Origin of the sequence: Azospirillum humicireducens (assembly GCF_001639105.2) — a bacterium.
Lineage (GTDB): Bacteria > Pseudomonadota > Alphaproteobacteria > Azospirillales > Azospirillaceae > Azospirillum > Azospirillum humicireducens.
Genome location: NZ_CP028904.1, coordinates 159,927 through 181,009, shown reverse-complemented (window position 1 = coordinate 181,009; position 21,083 = coordinate 159,927). Strand labels below are relative to the sequence as shown.

Genomic DNA, 21,083 nt, shown 5'->3' with positions numbered 1-21,083 from the left:
TGAAGGGGGCGCCGCGGCCCCCTTTCAATCGCAAAGGGCCGATCGTGAAAAGTTGCCTAATCTTTGGCGGTTGGCGGTTTCGCTGGCCGACCGGGAGGAAAGTCACCATGCGTTTGACAGCTCGATTGCCGGACATGCTGCGTCGTCTGCGGAATTCCCTTGGCGACGGTCCGGGCGAAGCCGCCATCGCGGGAGGTGGCGAATCGGTCCTTTTCAGCAGGGGATCGATACGCCATGTGGCGTTCTACCGGGTTCCGCCGTTGGAAGAGGCCGCCGCCAGCCCGCTCGCCGCCGAACGGTCCCTCGGCGATCAACGCCGCGACCCTCGCTCCTTCGGTCAGACGGTGGTCTTCTCGGATGTCCGGCTGAACCGCGGCGGCCGCAATACGCTTGCGGGAATCGATCTCGTCCTCGACGAGCGCCGTATCGGCGTGCTCGGCCTCAACGGCTCGGGCAAGTCGAGCCTTCTGAAACTGATGGTCGGGCTGATCGTGCCGACATCCGGCAGCGTCAGCGTCGACGGGCTCTCGCCCAGCACCGATGCCGCGGCCGTCCGGACACGCACCGGCTTTCTCTTCCAGAGCGCCGACAACCAGATCGTCTATCCAATCGTACGTGAGGACCTTGCGTTCGGCTTGGAAGGAAATGCGGCCGAAGTCGATGCTGCCATCATGGCTGCGCTCGACCGGCTTGGCATCGCCCGTCTGGCCGACAGGCGCATCCACGAGCTCTCTGGCGGCGAACGCCAGTTGATCGCGCTCGCCGGTGTCCTGGCGCGTCATCCGCGCACTATTCTGTTCGACGAGCCGACCTCGCAACTCGACCTCGCCAATCGTAACCGCTTGCGCGATGTCCTTGCCGACCTGCCGCAGCAGGCCGTCGTCGTCACCCATGACCTGGACCTCGTCGCCGGATTCGACCGTGTTCTGGTGGTCGACGGCGGACGCATTGTCTCCGATGGAAGTCCTGGGGATGTGGTTGCCTTCTATCGTCGGAGGCATGGATGAACACGTCGCAAGGCAATCCTGCGGGGCGGTCCGGGGCTGCAACCGCCCTGTGCGTCCTCGCCGCCCTTGGAACCGTGCTGACCCAGGTCGACCGCATCGAGTTTCTGGCGATGGTCGCGGTGGTTGCCCCTGCCGGGCTCGTCGTCGCCAACGGTTCGCTTCGGGACTCCTTCCGCGACATCAGGACCGCGTTGCTCATCGTCGCGATCACCGCGCTGTTCGACGTGGCGACGGGTGGCGGCATGAGTGGTCTTCGCCTCTTCCTGCGCTTTTCGGCGCTGGTCTGTGCCGCCCAGATCGTCACGACGCTGTGGAGTTGGGCCGAACTCAGCGCTGCCTTGGTCACGTTGCTCCGTCCCTTCGACCGCATCGGTCTGATCGATGCCGAGCGTTGCGCCTTCACCCTGATGCTCGCGATCCGCTTCGTGCCTGTCATGTCCGAAGAGATGACGGAAATTCGCGAGGCTCAGGCGTTGCGTGGGCTCAACCGATCCGTCCTTGCTCTTGCGGTCCCTCTAGGGCTGCGCATCCTGCTCCGTGCCGAGGAGATCGCCGAAGCGGTCGATCTGCGCTCCAGACCCTCAGCACGCCGCTACCACCGCGATGGACTCATGCCCATCGCGAAACCCTCACTTTCTTCGCGAGCCGCTCCATGACCAGCATGGCACCGTCACTTGGCTTTCGTGACATGACCCTGGCTGCACTGGGTGCCGGAATGGTCGTGGCGCTTGGCGCCACTCCACCGATTCCGCTCGGCATCCTGCCGGTTCCCATAACGTTGCAGACGTTCGGCGTGATGCTGGCCGGGCTCCTGCTCGGACCGCGCCGGGCGGTGACGGCGATGCTGCTGTTCGTCGCGCTCGTTGCCTTGGGCTTGCCGGTCCTGGCCGGTGGCCGCGGCGGCTTCGGCGTTCTCGTCGGGCCGTCTGCGGGATATATCTACGGCTGGGTTCCCGCTGCGCTTCTCGTCGGTGGCCTCGCCCGGCGATCCGAGCGGATCGCCCATCCGTTTGCACGCGTCGCATGCGATGTCGCCGCCTGCCTGTTCGGCGGCGTCATCGTCGTCCACGCTTGCGGGGTCATCTGGCTCTCTCTGGTCACCGGCCTCGGATGGTGGAAAGCCATGTCCGGCACGTTCCTTTTCGTGCCCGGCGACATTGTCAAGGCTCTGCTTGCGGCGGTTGTATGCCGTCGGATCGAGAGCTTCATCACGCTTGACCGCCGCTGAGCAACGCCTTGTTCTTTCATCGATTCCGATGGACTGCAACCAGATGGGACAGGATCGGCTCGAGAAGTGCGCTCCTCCTTAATCTGTCCTCTGCAAGGAAGCGCTCCCGGAGGGAGATCTATCAAATGAAACATCTCTCGATGTTTTGGCGCCTTTCGCTGATCATCGGAATTGCGGCAATCGCATTCTGTGGCGTCTCGGTCAGTGAGATCATGAGCTTGCGGCAGACCATTCTGACGGAGCGTCAGGAAAAGCTGCGCGACATGGTCGGCAGCGTCCTGAAAATGGTGGAAGCCTACGATGAGGACGTGAAGTCCGGCCGCTTGACCCGGGAGCAGGCACAGGATCTTGCCAAGCGCACTCTGCGCTCGATGCGATGGGGGGATGGCGACTACTATGGCGTCTACCAGTTCGATGGCCTCACCATCGTGCATAGCAACCCTAAAAACGAGGGTGTGAACCGGCTGGATTACACGGACGCGAATGGCAAGCGTCTGGTCTCCGACATCGTCGAGACGGCCAAGCAGGGTGGCGGCTATACCGAATATGCCGTGCCGCGGAGCGGCGGCACCGAAGCGCTGCCGAAACTGAGCTATGTCGGCGGCTATAGCCCGTGGCTATGGGCGATCCAGGCGGGTGTCTACGTCGACGATGTGGATACGGCGGTACGCGAGCGGGCGATCAAGCTGGGCAGCACCGGACTTCTGGCGCTTCTGCTGACCGGCGGAAGCGCTGCCGTCCTCGGACGCGGCATCACCCGGCCTTTGCATGCCTTGTGCGGAACATTGGACAGCTTGGCCCAAGGCAACCGGGCGACGCAGGTCCCCTTCACCGACTGTCGCAACGAGATCGGACGCATTGCCCGTGCGGTGGAGGTGCTCAAGACGAGCGCGCAGGAAGCCGACCGGCTGCGTGAGGAGCAGGAGCAGAACAAGCGACTGGCCGTCGAGCGGCAACGGGCGGATATGGAGCGTGTCGCCCGGCAGTTCGAAACAAGCGTCGGCGCAATCGCCCGCACACTGACCGTCGCCGCATCGGAGATGCAGGAAACCGCACACGCGATGTCGGTGACATCGGGGCGGGCAAGCGAACAGACCACCGTGGCGGCGGCGGCGGCCATGCAGGCGACGACGAACGTGCAGACAGTTGCCGCAGCGTCCGAAGAGTTGACGGCCTCCATTGGCGAGATCAGCCAGCAGGTCGCCCGGTCCGCACAGATCGCGGTCAAGGCGGTCGAGGAGACCCGCCGCACCGACACAACCGTCGAGGAGCTCTCCACCGCAGCCCAGAAGATCGGCGAGATCATCGGCCTGATCCAATCCATCGCCTCGCAGACCGACCTGCTGGCACTGAATGCGACCATCGAGGCGGCGCGCGCCGGGGACCATGGCAAAGGCTTCGCCGTGGTTGCGAACGAGGTCAAGGCGCTGGCCCGGCAGGCGTCTCAGGCCAGTGGAGACATTGCTCAGCGGATCGCTGCCGTCCAGGGGATTTCGAAAGACGTGGTGGGTGCGATTCGCAGCATCGGGAGCACCATCGGCGAACTCAACGGGATCGCGTCTACCATCGCGTCGGCGGTCGAGGAGCAGGCGGCGGCCACCCACGAAATCGCAAGAAACGTCAGCCAAGCAGCCCAGGGCACAAGCGAGGTGTCGGCCAACATCTCCGGCGTGACCCGATCGTCGGCCGAGGTCGGAGATGCGGCCGGTTCGGTTCTCGCCGCTGCCCGGACCCTTGCGCAGCAATCCGATCAACTCCAGGAAGAGGTCGACAGTGTCCTGGCGACCATCCGCAGGAGTTAGAGTCGCTTGCCTTGTCGAAAATGTCGGTCGGAAACGTCCGGCGCTGCCGGTAAGCAGCGCTTGCTGAGAGCATCACCTGGGTTTTGAGCAGTGGGGGGCTTCCCCAGCCGGTAGGGGTCTGAACCGCGCCGATTTTCTCGGAGGGATAGCGTCCGCGCTCGTGGTGGAAATTCGCTGATCGCCGCGAACAGCGACGCATGTTCGCCTTCGTGCTCGAACACCATCCGAACCGCAAGCTCGCGGACTTCAGGGGCGTATTTGGGTGATGCTTGCTTCGTCATGATGACCCCGGTTTCTCAGAAAACGGAGCCTCCGACAAACCCGGTGCGGTTCACTGTACAATGTGGTGGAGGCCGACTGAGGTTGCCAAACAGACTCTCAGAACGACATCAAGAGCCGTGCCTGGGCGGTGACGGTGCCGCGGTCCGTTTCCGGCCCGTCCGTCAATGCGACGCCGACGCTCAGCCCGCCTTGCACGCTCCGGCCCAGCGTGTAGTCGAGGCCGAGGCCGAGGCCGACGAGTCTGGTGTCGGCGCGTTCATTCACCCCCTGCAGGGCATCGAGATTGTAGGTGTGGCCATAGGCGACATCGAGGAAGGCGAAGGGAGCGGCTGCATCCTCCAGCCGCCCGACGCCGGGCACACCCGCTGTCTCCAGAGCGCCCAGGATCGGGAATGCCGGCAATCGCAGCTCGTTGCGCAGCACGAAGCCGGTGTCGGCGCTGCCGTCGCGCAGCGTATAGCCGCGGGCGGCATAATATCCGCCAAGCGCAAGCTGCTCGGTCTCTGGCAGTGCCTTGCCGGCGATTTGGCCGGTGAAGGCGGTGGTCCAGGTGAAGCCGGTCAGGGCGGGAATGGCGGTGAGCGCCGTCGCCTGGTTGAACGTGCCGTATCCATAGGCATAGTCGGCCCCTGCCACCCGTCCGTTGGTGAAGCTGTTCCAATTCGCATCGGTGTTGCCGGGCACAATGCCGGTCCTGTTGACCACGGCGCGGACGTCGACATCCGCCGTGTCGTTGCCGGCGCGCTGCCAGGCGACGGCCCAGCCGGCGGTCAGGTCGAACACGCCCGCCGATCCGTTGCCGAGGGTCGTGCCCTGGTACAGGGTCTTGCGCGACATCCATTTCGGCGTGATGCCGCCATAGATGTCTCCCCACCCGGCAAGCCGCTCGTCGATGTTGGACAGCGCCGAGCGGTAGAGAATGGGCAACTCGACGGTGGTGGTGTGGAAGGTCAGGAGGTTGCCGGCGCTCTCCTGTCCTGTCGCGACGTAGTTCGGGGCGATGCTGAGCGCCTGCCGCGGAAAGGTCATCGCCGCGATGCGCCCGGCATGGCTGACATAGGTCGGCCAGCGCCCGTCCGAACGCCCGACCGAGGCGGGATTGGACACGACATCCGGGCTGCCGGTGAACTGATAGGCAACGGTCAGGTCATGCATCGCCTCGATGCCCGCGCTGAAGCCGGCGAAGAGGCGGTTGCTGTCGTGATCCTTGACGCTGCTGGTGTTGGACCAACCGGCGAAGGCCTGCCAGGGCTTGCGGCGGCTGAGTTCCAGCGTCAGGTTGCTGGTGCCGGGATCGGACCCCGGCTCGAACACGCCGTTGAGCTGCCGGTAGGGGAAGCGGTTGAGCCAGTCGAGATCCTCGGAAATGCGGTCCGCCTCGATCAACTGGCCGGTGGGCGCGCGCAGGCCGGCGGCGAGCGCCGGATCGGGATCCTGCGGCCCGCCGTCGCCGTCCTGGACCTGCACGCGGCCGGTCCGGAAGGCCACCGCACGCAGATGCAGCACGCCGGAGGTGATCTCCTGCGGCGGTGCCGTGACCGAGACGAAGGGCCGGCCCGCCTCGCGGTAGGCCTGCGCCACCGCCGCCTGGACTTCGGTCAGCAGCTTGCGCGACAGCGGCTTGCCGATGAAGGGGGCCAGCGCCTTGCGGAACCCGGCATCATCCAGCCCCTCCGCGCCCGCGACCGTGATGCCGGCCTGCGGCTGGCGGATGATCGCGCCGTTCAGCCCGATGAGGCGGAAGCCGGCGACATCGACCCCCAGCGGGGTGTCGTCCCCGGACGCCGCCGGTGCCGGGCCAGGGCGCAGTCCCCCGCCGGTTCCTTCCGCCGCCGGGGGCAGGTGGCGTTCCATCGCCGTGGACTGGGCAAGGGCGGCGCCCGGCGCACCGACGGCGAGTCCCATCGCCGCCGCCCCCATCGCCGCTCCCGTTGCCAGCACCCCGAGCAAGCGGGAGGCGGATCCACGGGACCGCGACGGACGGGCTTCGGTTCCGTACATCTGAAACATCATCACTGAATCCGTCACGGCTGTTGGAAGAAGCGCAGGAAGCGGCCGACCCGCGTGTTGGCCGGATGCGGCTGAGCGGCACAGGCTGCTCCGGCGGCCCCGCCGATGCAGGCGGCGTCGCCGCCGTCCTGCCGCACGCCGTTCCCGCCTTGGCTGTCGGCACCCGGGCTGGCGGACGCGGTCGCGCTTCGGGTTCCGGTGTTGGGGGCACTGTCGCCGACGGACAGGACGATACCGTCGCCGGAGAACGCGGTGTCCGTCCCCTGACCCGTGGTTTCGACCAGATTGCGCGGCAGCGTCGCCACAATGACCTGACGTGCCACCTCCTGCGGGGGCGGTGCGTTGGTCGGCGGCACACTGCTGCTGTCGGCCTGTTGCACGGTGAGCACGCCCGTCCCAAAGGTCAGCGCGTAGTTGGACGAGGCTGCCAGCGTGCCCTGGCTGATGGCATAGGAGCCGGCCGGCGACGCCGTCCCCGCTGCCGTGGCGAGTGCGCCTGACAGCGTGTCGCCGTTGACGAGGCCGGCACCGCCGACGCTGTAGGTGAGGGCGGGATTGGCGTCTCCGAAGGCCCGGCTCTTGCTGTCCACCGTCACGGTGATCGGGCGCGCGGTGACCGACAGTGTGCCGGGGTTGAAGACGAGGCTGTAGTTGAGCGAGGCCGCCAGCGTGCCCTGGCCGATGGCATAGGCTCCCACCGCCGACGCCGTCCCCGCTGCCGTGGCGAGCGTTCCCGACAGCGTGTCGCCATTGACGAGGCTGGCGCCGCCGACGCTGTAGGTGAGGGCGGGGTTGGCGTCGCCGTAGATCCGGCTCTTGCCGTCCGCCGTAACTGTGATCGGGCGTGCGGTGACCGACAGCGTGCCGGGGTTGAAGACGAGGCTGTAGTTGAGCGAGGCCGCCAGCGTGCCCTGGCCGATGGCATAGGACCCCAACGACGCCGTCGCCCCGGCGGCCGTGGCGAGCGTGCCCGACAGCGTGTCGCCGTTGACGAGACCGTCGCCGCCGACGCTGTAGGTCAGGGTCGGGTTGGCGTCGCCGTAGACCCGGCTCTTGCCGTCCGCCGTCACGCTGATCTGGCGCGGCGTGACCGACACGGCGCCGGACTGATGGAGGATGGTGTAGTTGCCGGTGGCGTCTCCCCCCAGCGTGCCGCCGGAGGCCGACGTGGCATAGCTGCCGATGTTCGAGGTGGAGGTCGCGGCGGTGCCCGTGCTGACTCCGGTCAGCAGGCTGCCGGTCTGCCCGTTCTTCCAGCCCGTGGTGGCGTAGCCGATGGTGGGCACGCTGCCGCCATAGACCATGCTGCCGCTGCCGGCGGTGACGGTCAGCGTCGCCGGGGTGACGCTCATCGTGCCATCGACATAGCTGAGGCTGTAGTTGCCGGTGGCGCTGCCGCCCAGCGAGCCGCCGGAGGCCGAGGTGGCGTAGCTGCCGACGTTCGAGGTGGCGGTCGCGGTCGTGGACGTGGTGACGCTGCTCAGCAGGCTGTCGGTCTGGCCGTTCTTCCAGCCGGTGGCGGTGTAGCCGATGTTGGACGGCGGGGTGTCGCCATAGACCATGCTGCTGTCGGCGGCGGTGACGGTCAGCGTCGCCGGGGTGACGCTCATCGTGCCGTTGACATAGCTGAGGGTGTAGTTGCCGGTGGCGCCGCCGCTCAGCGATCCGCCGGAGGCCGAGGTGGCGTAGCTGCCGGCGTTCGAGGTGGCGGTCGCGGTTGTGGCCGTGGTGACGCTGCTCAGCAGGCTGCTGGTCTGCCCGTTCTTCCAGCCGGTTGCGGTGTAGGCGATGTCGGACGGCGGGGTGTCGCCATAGACCATGCTGCCGTTGCCGGCGGTGACGGTCAGCGTCGCCGGGGTGACGCTCATCGTGCCGTCGACATAGCTGAGGCTGTAGTTGCCGGTGGCGGCTCCGCTCAGCGAGCCGCCGGAGGCCGAGGTGGCGTAGCTGCCGGCGTTCGAGGTGGCGGTGGCGGTGGTGGCCGTGGTGACGCTGCTCAGCAGGCTGCTGGTCTGGCCGTTCTTCCAGCCGGTTGCGGTGTAGGCGATGTCGGACGGCGGGGTGTCGCCATAGACCATGCTGCTGTTGCCGGCGGTGACGGTCAGCGTCGCCGGAGTCACGGTCATCGCGCCATTGACGTAGCTGAGGGTGTAGTTGCCGGTGGCGGCTCCGCTCAGCGAGCCGCCGGAGGCCGAGGTGGCGTAGCTGCCGACGTTCGAGGTGGCGGTGGCGGTGGTGCTCGTGGTGACACCGGTCAGCAGGCTGCTGGTCTGGCCGTTCTTCCAGCCGGTTGCGGTGTAGGTGATGCCGGTCGGCGGGGTGTCGCCATAGGTCATGCTGCCGTTGGCGGCGGTGATGGTCAGCGTCGCCTTGTCGACGATGCCGGCTCCGGCGAAGCGTGTGGCGTTGCCGGTGCGGGTGGTGCCGCTGGCACCCGACACGGCGAGGTCATACGCCCCGGCTTCGGTGGCCGTGAGGCTGCCGACGGACAGGGTGCCGGTGACGCTGTTCCACCAGCCGCCGCCGACCATCGTGACTGCGGCGCCGGCCGGGTCGTCGCCATAGGTGATGCTGCGGATACCCCCGACCACCCCGGAGACGCCGTACAGCTCCGGCCGGTAGCTGCCCGTTACGGGCGGCGCCCACACCCTCCAGTCCCAGCCGCTGAAGCTGCTCCGGGTCTGCATTTCGGCGGTGGTCAGGCCGACCGCCCCGCTGCCGCCGGCCGAGTTGGCCTGCCCGGTGCCGTCCATATCCCAATAGGAGGCGGTCACGGTGCCGTTGCCGGAGCCGATCAGGCCGCCGATGGCGCTGCCCGAGCCGCTGACCGCGCCGGTGGCGTAGGCTTGCGTCACGCGGCCATTGTTGCGTCCGATCAGGCCGCCGACAACGTCGGTGCCGGTGACGCTGCCGGTGGCATAGACCTGCGAGACCGTGCCGCCATTGAAGCCGATCAGGCCGCCGGCGTAAGGAGTCAGGCTGTTGTACGGCCCGGTGGACCAGGTTACCGACCCGGTGGCATAGGCCCGCGTGACGCTGCCACTGGCCACTAGGCCGATCAGGCCGCCCACCGGGCTGAAGGCGCTGTTTGCGTCACCGGAGGCGAAGGCGTCGGCGAGGGAACCGGCTTCCATGTAGCCGATCAAGCCGCCGACCGGCCCGTTGCCGTTGACGGAACCGGTCGCATACACGTTCGACAGCGTACCGGTGTAGTGGTCCCCGATCAGTCCGCCGACACTGTTCATCCCGTCGCCGCCGACCGAGCCGGTGGCATAGGAATTGGATATGTTGCCCCAGTTTCTGCCGACCAGCCCGCCGGCATCCCAGGAGCCGGGGACGTTCCCGGTTGCGTAGGAATCGCGGATCGTGCCGGTGTTTTCGCCGACCAACCCGCCGGAGTAGTTGGCAGTGCCCGAGTCGGCCCTCACCTCGCCGGTGGCGTAGGAGGATTCGATGGTCCCGCCGTTGTTGTAGCCGACCAGCCCGCCGTTGAAAGCCCTTGCCCCGCCCTGAGAGATGTTGGTGACGGTACCGTCGGCGTGGACCCGCGTCAGCGTGGTGGTGGTGCCGTCGACCCGGCCGATCAGCCCGCCGATGTAGCCCTCTCCGTTCACCTCGTTGGCGGCGGACGAGTCGATGACGCTGCCGCCGGCCATCTCGCCGACCAGTCCGCCGACATGGTCGGTGCCCGTCACCGTCACCGCGGTGTTGACGGTCTTGATGAGGCCGCTGCCGCGCCCCGCCAGCCCGCCGGTGTACGCGCCGCCCGTCATGGTCCCGGTCAGCGTCAGGTCGCGGATGACCGATGCGGCCCCGGCCTCGGAAAACAGGCCGACCCCGTCCGTCGAGGAACGGTTGATGGTGAGGTTGGAAATCGTGTGTCCGCCGCCGTCGAAGGTGCCCGAGAACGGCGTGCCGCCCGACCCGATCGGGACGAAGCCGGAGGAGGACCAGATCCCCGCATTGCTGCTGCCGGCGGTGGCGCCCGCGTCGATGTCGCGCGAAAGGCGGTAGGTGCCGGATGGTGCCGCGGCCACCAGCTGCAATTGATGCGCGTTGGTGATGGTGCCGTCCGCCGATGCCTCCCACCGGCCGATCGGGCGCAGGTCGTCCTCCTGATACCAGTCGGTGGTGAAGTTCCAACCGGCGTAATTGCTCTTGTCCCGCGCCTGCGCCGTGGTCAGGCCGACCACCCCGTCGCCGCCGGCCGAGCTGGCCTGCCCGGTGGTCTCCGTATCCCAATAGGAGGCGGTCACGGCGCCCCAGCTGAGTCCGATCAGGCCGCCGACGTCGGTGTTCCCACCGGTCACCGCGCCGGTGGCGTAGGCTTGCGTCACGGCGGCGCCATCGTTGTTTCCGATCAGACCGCCGACTTTGCTGGTGCCGGTGACGGAGCCGGTCGCGTACACCTTCGACAGCGTGCCGCTGTTCTGCCCGATCAGGCCGCCGACCGTGTCCGCGTCGGCGTTGCCAACCTGGCCGGTGGCATAGGCATTGGATATGCTGCTCTCGTTGTAGCCGGCCAGCCCGCCGGCCGTCGAGGAGTTGGTGACAGACCCGGTTGCGTAGGAATTCCGGATCGTTCCGGTGTTGAAGCCGACCAACCCGCCGGAGTAGTTGCTTGTGCCCGAACTCTTCCTCACGTCGCCGGTGGCGTAGGAGGATTCGATGGGCGTTCCGCTGTTGAAGCCGACCAGACCGCCAATGTAGGATTGTGCGCCGCTCGCAATGCTGGTGACGGTCCCGGTGGCATGGCTCCCGGTCAGTATGACGCCCTGCTCTCCGAGAATGCCGATCAGTCCGCCGATGTTGGATGCTCCGTTCACCGCGCCGGCGGCGGACGAGTCGATGACGCTGCCGCCGGCCATGTCTTGGGCCATCTCGCCGACCAGCCCGCCAACACGCTCGGTGCCCGTCACCGTCACCGCGGTGTTGACGTTTTTGATGAGGCCGCTGCCATGCCCCGCCAGCCCGCCGGTATACATCCCGCCCGTCACGGTCCCGGTCAGCGTCAGATCGCGGATGACCGATCCGGCCCAGGCATTGGAAAACAGGCCGACCCCGTCCGTCGAGGGACGGTTGATGGTGAGGTTGGAAATCGTGTGTCCGCCGCCGTCGAAGGTGCCCGAGAACGGCGTGCCGCCTGACCCGATCGGCACGAAGCCGGAGGAGGACCAGATCCCCGCATTGCTGCTGCCGGCGGTGGCGCCCGCGTCGATGTCGCGCGAAAGGCGGTAGGTGCCGGATGGCGCCGCGGCCACCAGCTGCAATTGATGCGCGTTGGTGATGGTGCCGTCCGCCGATGCCTCCCACCGGCCGATCGGGCGCAGGTCGCCCTCCTGATACCAGTCGGTGGCGAAGTTCCAACCGGCGTAATTGCTCTTGTCCCGCGCCTGCGCCGTGGTCAGGCCGACCACCCCGCCGCCGCCGGCCGAGTTGGCCTGCCCGGTGGTCTCCTTATCCCAATAGGAGGCGGTCACGGTGCCGCCGTTACTTCCGATCAGGCCGCCGACGTCGGTGCTCCCACCGCTCACCGCGCCGGTGGCGTAGGCTTGCGTCACGCCGGCGGTGTTGTCTCCGATCAGGCCGCCGACTTTGCTGGTGCCGGTGACGGAGCCGGTCGCGTACACCTTCGACAGCGTGCCGCTGATGTTCTGCCCGATCAGGCCGCCAACCGTGTTCACGTCGGCGTTGCCAACCTGGCCGGTGGCATAGGCATTGGTTATGTCGCCCGAGTTTTGGCCGACCAGCCCGCCGGCGTACGAGGAGTTCGTGACAGACCCGGTTGCGTAGGAATCCCGGATCGTTCCGTAGTTGGCGCCGACCAGCCCGCCGGAGTAGTTGGCGGTGGCCGAGGCGGTCCTCACGTCGCCGGTGGCGTAGGAGGATACGATGGGCGTACCGAGGTTTGAGCCGACCAGACCGCCAATGTTAAATTGTGCGCCGCTTGCAATGCTGGTGACGGTCCCGGTGGCATGGCTCCGGGTCAGTATGACGCCCTGATCTCCGAGGTTGCCGATCAGTCCGCCGATGCTGGATGCTCCGTTCACCGCGCCGGCGGCGGACGAGTCGATGACGCTGCCGCCCGACATATCGCCGATCAGCCCGCCGACCTGGTCGGTCCCCGTCACCGTCACCGCGGTGTTGACGTTGTTGACGAGGCCGTAGCCTAATGCCGCCAGCCCGCCGGTGTAGGCCCGGCCCGTCACCGTCCCGGTCAGCGTCAGGTTGCTGATGACCGATGCGGTCACGGCCATGGAAAACAGGCCGACCCCGTCCGTCGAGGGACGGTTGATGGTGAGGTTGGAAATCGTGTGTCCGCCGCCGTCGAAGGTGCCCGAGAACGGCGTGCCGCCGGTCCCGATCGGCATGAAGCCGGAGGAGGACCAGATCCCCGCATTGCTGCTGTCGGCGGTGGCGCCCGCGTCGACGTCGCGCGAAAGGCGGTAGGTGCCGGATGGCGCCGCGGCCACCAGTTGCAATTGATGCGCGTTGGTGATGGTGCCGTCCGCCGATGCCTCCCACCGGCCGATCGGGCGCAGGTCGCCCTCCTGATACCAGTCGGTGGTGAAGTCCCAACCGGCGTAATTGCTCCGGCCCCGCGCCTGCGCCGTGGTCAGGCCGACCACCCCGCTGCCGCCGGCCGAGCTGGCCTGCCCGGTGGTCTCCGTATCCCAATAGGAGGCGGTCACGGTGCCGCCGTCATGTCCGATCAGGCCGCCGACGTCGGTGCCCCCACCGCGCACCGCGCCGGTGGCGTAGGCTTGCGTCACGGTGCCGTTGTTCGATCCGATCAGGCCGCCGACTTGATTGGTGCCGGTGACGGAGCCGGTCGCATACACCTTCGACAGCGCGCCGCTGACGTTCTGCCCGATCAGGCCGCCGACGGTGCCCGCTTCGGCGTTGCCAACCTGGCCGGTGGCATAGGCATTGCTTATGTCGCCCCGGTTCCGGCCGACCAGCCCGCCCGAGTAGTTGCTTGGGCCCGAGCTCTTCCTCACGTCGCCGGTGGCGTAGGAGGACACGATGGGCGTGCCGTCGTTGTTGCCGACCAGCCCGCCAATGTAGGATTGTACGCCGCTCGCAGTGCTGGTGACGGTCCCGGTGGCATGGGTCCGGGTCAGTGTGACGCCCTGATTTCCGAGACTGCCGATCAGTCCACCGAGGTAGGATGCTCCGTTCACCGCGCCCGTGGCGGACGAGTCGATGACGCTGCCCCCGGTCATCTCGCCGGCCAGCCCGCCGACATGGTTGGTGCCCGTCACCGTCACCGCGGTGTTGACGTTCCTGATGAGGCCGCGGCTATACCCCGCCAGCCCGCCGGTGTGTTCCGCGCCCGTCACGGTCCCGGTCAGAGTCAGATCGCGGATGACCGATCCGGTCCCGGCATCGTAAAACAGGCCGACCCCGTCCGCGGACAGCGCGTTGATGGTCAGGTTGGAGATGCTGTTGCCAAGCCCGGCGAAGGTGCCGAAGAACGCGCTATTGACCGGGCTGTCGGTGTAGGTGGTGCCGTCGGCATTCAGGCTCTGGGCCAGTGCGTAGTTTCCGATCGGGTCATTGTTCAATTGGGCGAAAGCACTCATGTCGTGCAGCAGGGTATAGCTCGTGAGGTCGCCGGTCGGGCCGATCTGCAGCGTGGCGTTCGATCCCGACAGGGTGATCGGCGCGGCGACGCTGTAGTCCTTGCCGGCGCCATGTTCCAGCACCAGCCCGGCGCTGCTGCCCGTCGCCGTCACCGCGGCGTTGACCGCGATGTTCCCGGCGGCCTGGAGCGTCAGGGCCGTGTCGGCCGACCATGACACCGGCGCCGCCACGGTGATGTTGCCCTCCTGGCTGCCGCCCGACCCGGTGGAGACCGTCACGTTGGCCGTCCCCAGCGCCGCCGTCAGCGTGCCGGCGCTGAGCACGCTGTCGTTGCCGGTGGCACTGAAGCCCGACACGCCGCTGTCGGTGCCGTTGGAGATCGTCAGGTCGTAGGGATCGAGCAGCAGCGACCCCGTCCGTCCGGCCCCGTCCCGCCCGGCCCGCAGGTCGGCGGTCCCCTGGAACGACAGCACCGCCTTGCCCGACACCTCGGCCCGACCGCCGTTCCCGGCGCTTCCGTCGGCGCCCACGCCGTCGCCCCGCGCGCTGATCGTGCCGGCGAACTCCGTGCGCTCGTCCGACCACACCACGACGCTGCCGCCGTTCCCGGCGCTTCCATCCGCCGACAGCCGCGCCCCGGCCGCGACGCTGGTGGTCGCGGCGTTGGCCACCGTCTCGGCCAGCGTCTTCGTCCCCGCATCCTTGCCGCCCTGCCAGTCGCCGCCGATCGCCACGGCGCCGCCGCTGGAGCCGCTGGCGTCCACCGTGGCGGTTCCGGCCACCGTCACCGTCCGGCCCGTCACCGCCACGGTGCCGCCGGCACCCCGCGCCGGCTTGACGCCGGGAATGGGCGGCGCCGACGATCCCCTGGCCGTCAGCGTGCCGCTGACCGTGGCGCGTCCGCCCGACACCCGGATGTCGCCGCCCTGCGTGGCGCCAGTCTCCATCGTCCGCGTGGCGGCGATGGTGCCGCCGGCCTCGACCGCGCCGTCGTCGCCCGCGGTCAGGTAGACCCGCCCGCCGCTCGTCGCCGTGCCGGTCGCCGCGATGACGCCGCCGGTGTTGCCGGCCAGCGCGTAGACGTTGCCGCCGTTGGCGCGCAGCTCGGCCACCGCCGCGGTGATGGTGCCGGTGGTCTTCGCCTCGGTGTCCGCCCCGCCGACCTTGACCTGGAACTTGCCGCCGTTGACCGCGCCATCCCGCGCCAGCACCTCGTAGCCGGCGGCCAGCGCCGCCGTGCCCTTGGGCGCCGCGATGGTGCCGCTGTTATCGACCGCCCGCGCGATCAGCGCCACGTCGCCGCCCAGCGAGCCGATCGACCCGGCATTGGTCACCGTCGCCTTGGACGTGCCCGAGAAGGTCTTGTCGCCGCCCTTCAGGAACTCGGCGTCGCGGACATCCAGGGTGGAGGCGACGAAGGATCCGCCGGTGGCGACCCGCCCGCCGGGTCCGACCGCGACGCCTGCGGGATTTATCAGATAGACCGAGCCGGTGGCGGTCAGGCTGCCGTCGAGGCGCGAGGGGACGTTGCCGGTGACGCGGTTGAGCGTGGCGCCGCCGCCGTTGTTGACGTGGACCGTGTTCCCCGCCCCGATGGAGAAGGACTGCCAGTTGACGACTGCGTTGGGGGAGGACTGGTCGACGATCAGGCTGGTGCCCGACGGCGTCGAGATGGACACCGAGCCGGCGGCGACGGACGGCCCGCTTGGCAGGGCCTGCGCCAGGGCCGTGCTTTCCCGGCCCGCCAGCAGGGCGACGCTCGCCATCAGGATCTGCAGCCGCCGCGATGGCCGGCTCGACGATCCGGCCCTGCGGAACGCTTGGGAATCGACGCTGGTCATCCGCTCACCCCTGTTTGCAGTCTTTTGATTTGGCATAGGCTGTCCGCCCGGCCCGGATGCGGCGGCTCCCGCCCGGTTCCGGGCGTCAGGCCGCTGTGCCCGGGCCGAGGATCGGCGCGATGCTGATTGGGGCCGCCTCCGGCCGCTCCGTCGGGTCCGGTTCCCGTTGCGGAGGATTGGGCGACATGCGGCACAACCATAATCAGCCCCGCCATGCCGCGGTATCCCAACATCGTGTGAGGGGAGCGGGGGAGGGCGGCAGTGCCGCCTCACATGTTTGTGGGATGCCGCGGCGAACCCGCTGCGGCTAGTCTCCTCATGAGGGCGCCGTCCGCGCCTTCGACCCGTATTCGGCTATTGCCAGGGTTTCGCGAAACTTCCTATCCTGCGGCGGCAGGCCAAGACACGACCCTCCTTGGACGAAAGGCGTTCCCCCTGTCGTGACCAGTGAGTTGCAGGCCCCCCCGTCGCCGGACCACCGCATCCGGGTCCTGCTGGTGGAGGACGACCGTCCGATCCGCGAGCGCATGTCCGCGATCCTGCGCGCCGCCGACCGGCTGGAGCTGGTGGCCGCTGCGGCCACGCTGGCGGAAGCCCGCGCGCTGTGCGCCGCCCATGTGCCGGCGGTGCTGGTCACCGACCTGAAGCTGCCGGACGGCAACGGGCTGGAGCTGATTCACGAGACCCGGCGGCTCTACCCGGCCATGGAGATCATGGTGGTCTCCGTGCTGGGGGACGAGCGCAGCGTGCTGACCGCCATAGAGGCGGGAGCCGCCGGCTATATCCTGAAGGATTCGGCGGCGATCGATCTGGTCGGCTCCGTGCTCGACCTCGTGGCCGGGCGTTCGCCGATCTCGACCTCCATCGCCCGCACCATCGTCCGCCGTGTCCAGAACAGGCCGGACGCCCCATCGGGCGCCCCGTCAGCCGCGCCGCCGTCCGTGCCGGTCCCGGCGCTGACCGAGCGGGAGACCGACATCCTGTGGGGGGTCGCCAAGGGATTGACCTACAGCGACATCGCGGAACGGCTGGGCATCTCCCGCAACACGGTGCTGACCCACGTCAAGAACATCTATCGCAAGCTGGAGGTGAATTCGCGCGGCGAGGCGGTGTTCGCCGCGATCAACCACAACATCATCGACCTGAAGGGCTGAGCGTCCGGCATGCCGTCGACGGACGCCGTTCCGGTCATGAGCGGTGATGCGGCGGCGCCAGCCCCGCTGTCCCGGCCGGCCTGGGCATGGCGGTCCGCCCTGACCCTGGCGATCCTGATTCCCGTCCTCACCGTCCTCGCCTTCGTCATCGGTCCCACCCTGTCCGACGATGCGGCAGCCCTGTTCATCGGCGAGGCGTTGCTGGCGGTGCCCGGCGACCAGCCCGGCGGCCCGGCCGCCTGGACGCCGGTGCTTCTGCCCTACCGCTGCCCGACCACGGCGGCCGTGGAGGGCTGTGCCGTCACCTTCCGCATCGCATACCGCTACGATCCGGCCGCCCGACCCGCGGATCGGGGCGTCATGTCCTTCTATGCGCCCTCGTTCCAGGGCGTGCTCACCGTTTCCCTGAACGGGGTTTTCCTCGCCTCCAGTGCCTGGACGCGGGCGGAAGCGGATGTCTCGGGCAATGTTCCATTCCTGGTGACGGTGCCGGGTCTGCATCCCGGCCTGAACGAGTTCGAGATCGCGCTGTCCAAGCGCGGCGTCGTCAGCGCCTTCCTCGACCGCGTCGCCATCGGGCCCGACTCCCTGCTGCGCCCGGACTATGACAGGCGGCGGTTCCTGTTCGCGACCCTGCAACGGATGCTCGACGGCTGGCACATCACCATGGGCCTGTCGCTGTTCATGATCTGGCTCGCCTGCCGTCGGGAGCAGGTCTTCCTGGTGACCAGCCTCGTTATCCTGTCGCACGCCGCCGTGTCGCTGCCGGCGGTCCTGGGCGATGGGGTGCTGGGCGAAACCACCCTGCAACTGATCAACCACACCCGCTTCCTGACCACCTGCCTCGTCCTGCCCATGGCGCTGCTGTTCGTCCACCGCCCGCTCCCGGTCCCTCTCGGCGCCTTCCTGCTGCCGCCCTTCCTGGTCGCCGTCAGCTTCCTCACCCTCCCGGTCGATCTGCACCGCTGGCTGCTGACGACCGTCTATTTTCCGCTCATGAGCGTCGCCGCCCTGTGGGTGCTGTCCGTGGTGGTGCGCGTGGCGTTCCGCGAGCGCGACATCGCGGCCACGGCCCTGGCCGGCGCCTTCCTGTTCAATCTGGTCATCGCGGTGCATGACATTCTGCTCACCCGCGACTCCCTGGGGGAAAACCGGGTGCTGCTCGGCCGCTTCGCCTGGCCCGTCATCATGGCGGTCGTCTCCGCGGTGCTGATCTGGCGCTTCGCCCAGACCATGAACGTGCTGGACCAGTTCAGCCAACGCCTGAAGAACGAGGTGGCCGCCGCCGAGCGCGCCCTGCGCCGCAGCTTCGCCCGCGAGCAGCAGCAGGCCAAGGCCGCCGTGCTGGAGGCCGAGCGGGTGCGCCTGATGAGCGACCTGCACGACGGCATCGCCGGCCAACTCGTCTCGATCCTGGCGCTGTGCGAGCTGCGCGGGGAATCCTCGGGCGAGGTCGCCCTCTCGGTCGGCGGGGCGCTGGCCGACCTCCGGCTGGTGGTGGCGTCGCTGGAGAATTCGGGCGACGATCTCGGCGTGATGCTCGCCCTGTTCCGCGAACGCATCGAGCCGCAGCTCATGGCCCAGGGCATGACGCTGGTGTGGCGGGCGGGCGTCCTGCCGGAGGTGAAGGGGCTGCACCCCGGCGCCACCCTCAACATCTTCCGCATCCTGCAGGAGGCTTCGATCAACGCCGCCCGCCACAGCGGCTCCTCCACACTGACCATCGAGGCCGGGCCGTCCCCGCTGCCAGGCCATGGCGTGCGCCTGTGCCTGCGTGATCAGGGGCAGGGCGGGGTGGCCAGCCGGCCGGGCAGTTACGGTTTGGGAAACATGCGCCGGCGGGCGGAGGCCTTGGGCGGGACGCTCGACATCCAGTCCGGCTCGGGCGGGACCGCCGTCACCCTGGACTTGCCGGCCGAGATACGCGGGCCGACGGCGGCGTGACGCCGGGACCGGCACTGATCTGCAGCGGCGTACGATGACCGGCGCCGCCACGACGCGCGATATCGGCCGGTTGATGCGGCTGTTCCGCGACACGATTGAGGCGCTTGGCGCGGTCCAGGACAGTGACCGCGATGCGGCTCGAAGTCCAGGACGCATAGCATCGGCTGTGATGCCGTAATAATCATCTCGCGCCTACAGCAAAAGTTTGCAACAGAGCCGCATCAAGTGCTCCATCATAGGTTGCTTGCTGATGCGGCTATACTGTAGCTAGGTCTGTCGATCGATGCACACAAAGGCCTTGCTAATTGTCATGCGCCGCCGGTCTAGCGCTTTGCTGTGTAACCCAAGTGCCATACCCGATACCCTTCATCTTCGCTGTTATGACATAGAGGCGCTCTGACGGCATTATTCTCAAAGAACCAACACGGATATATTTTACCTAACGTATTCTGCCATTCCTTTTTTACCATCGGTAGGCCAATGGTCTCTGCGACCTCTACGGCAATCATATCTTCGTCTCTAACATCAATCCAAAAATACCTGATCGACTGAGCCTTCCGCCCCTCTGACAATGGAGAGAAATCGACGCTGTAAGGAGAGTAAAGGTTACGTGCGACACATTCTAAATTTAGGCGGTCTTGGGTCTTGCCATTCACACGGTCTTGATGAAGCCTCTCTCTAACTTCATCACACCGTATTTCCGAAAATATTCCGCGAACGCTCGCCTCCGACATTCCAGGACGCACACGTTGCAAATACTCCTTTGCGTATCCGTTGGCCTGCGCAAGAGGAATATTCGCTGCGATCAGTAGAGCCGGTAACACAAAAAGCCGCAATGCCACCATCACCTCCAACATGGAAAATTTTGCCACCGGATAGAAATACCAGTGGTTTGCACAAAGTAGGACTGTCAGAGAGGTAGCTTCGGCTTGGCCGTGTAGTTTGGCCATCGGGCTTCTTCTGCATATCTGGCATGGCTGCGTTGGGATTCGGCTCGGCGGCGCGGTCAAGTACCGGAGCCGCTTCGCCTCGCGTTGCGAGACCCGGAACGTCGAGTATTTGTCCGAGTAGAAGGCCCGCGGCCGGCCATGGGCATTCAGAGAACCCTCCAACGCCTCGAAGTGGGAAAAGGCACTCTCCGACTTTGCGCGTGCAGATTTCCAGCACATAATATATATTATGGAAATCATTGAAAGCATCATGCGATGTCGCATAACACATCGTTTTTTGCCCGCAGGCAAGAGATGTGGGCTGGCCCAGATCAGGTCAACGCGGCATCCGACTTTGTGGAGTTTGATAAACCTCGCTGAAGTGAGTGCGGAACAGGCGCATGGCTGGCGTCAGTTCGACCCCTTGCCGCCAGGCCAAACCGACATCCATCGCCGGAACCCGCTCACGCATGATGATCGTCTCGATGCGTTTGCCTTCCAGCGACCATGGCCGGTAGACCATGTCGGACAGGATGGTCACGCCTTGACCATTTGCGACCGTGGAACGCACGGCTTCGATCGACGAGGTGCGCAATCGCACATTGGGTCGGAAGGGTGAGGCGCTCCAGTAGCGGTTGGTCCAATGGGCGGCCTCGTCAACGGTCAACATGATGTAGGGATGCTCCGCCACATCCTGCAACCCGACGGAATCCAGTTCGAGCAGCCGGTGCCCGGCCGGCACCCACAGGCGCCGCTGGCTTCCGATCAGCGTTTCCGTCGTCAGCTCCGGATTGCTGATGTTGGAGGTCAGGACCACCGCCATGTCGAGCCGGCCGGTGATCAGATTGTCCTCGATCATCTCGCGCGTCAGTTCGTGGATGTGGATGCGCAGATTGGGATAGCGGCGCTCCAGCCGCTCCAGATGTTGCGGCAGGAAATATCCGAGAACGGTATAGCTGGCGCCGATGGACAGGCTGCCGGCCACCTCCGCCGCCGTATCGGCCGGATGCAGCGCCTCCTCCACACTCGCCATGATTCGGTGGCTCGCTGCGAGGAAGCGGCGGCCGGTGTCGGTCAGCTCCATGCCCTGTGCTGTCCGGACGAACAGCCGCCCGCCCACTTCCGCCTCCAGCTCCTTGATGGCGGAGGTGATGGCCGACTGTGAAATCGACAATTCCCGGGCCGCCCGCGACACCTGCCCCAGATTGGCGGTGGCGACGAAATATTTCACATGGCGGAAATTCAGCATGGCCATCCCCGGATTTTCGCATGGTCAATTATCGAGAAAACAGAATATGC

Annotated in this window: 10 protein-coding genes; 6 read left to right on the top strand and 4 right to left on the bottom strand. The window is 67.2% G+C overall.

What is annotated here, in order from left to right:
- Positions 1-107 precede the first annotated feature (107 nt).
- The 4 genes from A6A40_RS22880 to A6A40_RS22865 all read left to right on the top strand — a co-directional run bounded on the left by A6A40_RS22880 (position 108) and on the right by A6A40_RS22865 (position 4,037).
- The gene (locus A6A40_RS22880) at positions 108-1,007 is read left to right on the top strand and encodes an energy-coupling factor ABC transporter ATP-binding protein (RefSeq protein ID WP_418208627.1); all 900 of its coding nucleotides are present in this window, start codon (positions 108-110) and stop codon (positions 1,005-1,007) included.
- Positions 1,004-1,663 carry an energy-coupling factor transporter transmembrane component T family protein gene (locus tag A6A40_RS22875; RefSeq protein WP_108548192.1) on the top strand — a complete coding sequence of 220 codons (660 nt, stop codon included), beginning with the start codon at positions 1,004-1,006 and terminating at the stop codon, positions 1,661-1,663. Before A6A40_RS22880 ends, A6A40_RS22875 begins: the two co-directional genes overlap by 4 nt.
- Positions 1,660-2,235 carry a biotin transporter BioY gene (locus A6A40_RS22870; RefSeq protein ID WP_162363839.1) on the top strand — a complete coding sequence of 192 codons (576 nt, stop codon included), beginning with the start codon at positions 1,660-1,662 and terminating at the stop codon, positions 2,233-2,235. The genes A6A40_RS22875 and A6A40_RS22870 overlap by 4 nt, the downstream gene beginning before the upstream one ends.
- Positions 2,236-2,360: 125 nt before the next feature.
- Positions 2,361-4,037 (top strand): methyl-accepting chemotaxis protein, encoded by a 1,677-nt coding sequence (locus A6A40_RS22865; RefSeq protein WP_108548191.1) that lies wholly within the window; start codon positions 2,361-2,363, stop codon positions 4,035-4,037.
- Between the two features lie 378 nt (positions 4,038-4,415).
- On the opposite strand, the gene A6A40_RS22855 is transcribed toward A6A40_RS22865, so the two are convergent.
- Positions 4,416-6,332, bottom strand: coding sequence for a ShlB/FhaC/HecB family hemolysin secretion/activation protein (locus A6A40_RS22855; protein WP_108548189.1), 1,917 nt, complete (start codon positions 6,330-6,332; stop codon positions 4,416-4,418).
- An 11-nt stretch (positions 6,333-6,343) separates the two neighbouring features.
- Complete coding sequence (locus tag A6A40_RS22850; RefSeq protein ID WP_158279347.1) at positions 6,344-15,757, bottom strand: MBG domain-containing protein; 9,414 nt, start codon at positions 15,755-15,757, stop codon at positions 6,344-6,346.
- Positions 15,758-16,197: 440 nt separating this feature from the next.
- On the opposite strand from A6A40_RS22850, the gene A6A40_RS22845 reads away from it, so the two are divergent.
- Together A6A40_RS22845 and A6A40_RS22840 are read left to right on the top strand one after the other, a co-directional pair.
- On the top strand, positions 16,198-16,911 hold the full coding sequence (locus A6A40_RS22845; protein WP_236783975.1) for a response regulator: 714 nt from the start codon (positions 16,198-16,200) through the stop codon (positions 16,909-16,911).
- Between the two features lie 9 nt (positions 16,912-16,920).
- Positions 16,921-18,855 (top strand): sensor histidine kinase, encoded by a 1,935-nt coding sequence (locus A6A40_RS22840; RefSeq protein ID WP_108548187.1) that lies wholly within the window; start codon positions 16,921-16,923, stop codon positions 18,853-18,855.
- A gap of 323 nt (positions 18,856-19,178) precedes the next feature.
- Here the strand turns inward: A6A40_RS22840 and A6A40_RS22835 are convergent, their stop codons facing one another.
- Positions 19,179-19,805 (bottom strand): hypothetical protein, encoded by a 627-nt coding sequence (locus A6A40_RS22835; RefSeq protein WP_158279346.1) that lies wholly within the window; start codon positions 19,803-19,805, stop codon positions 19,179-19,181.
- A gap of 316 nt (positions 19,806-20,121) precedes the next feature.
- Positions 20,122-21,033, bottom strand: a complete 912-nt coding sequence (locus A6A40_RS22830) for a LysR family transcriptional regulator (protein ID WP_108548261.1) — start codon at positions 21,031-21,033, stop codon at positions 20,122-20,124.
- Positions 21,034-21,083 lie beyond the last annotated feature (50 nt).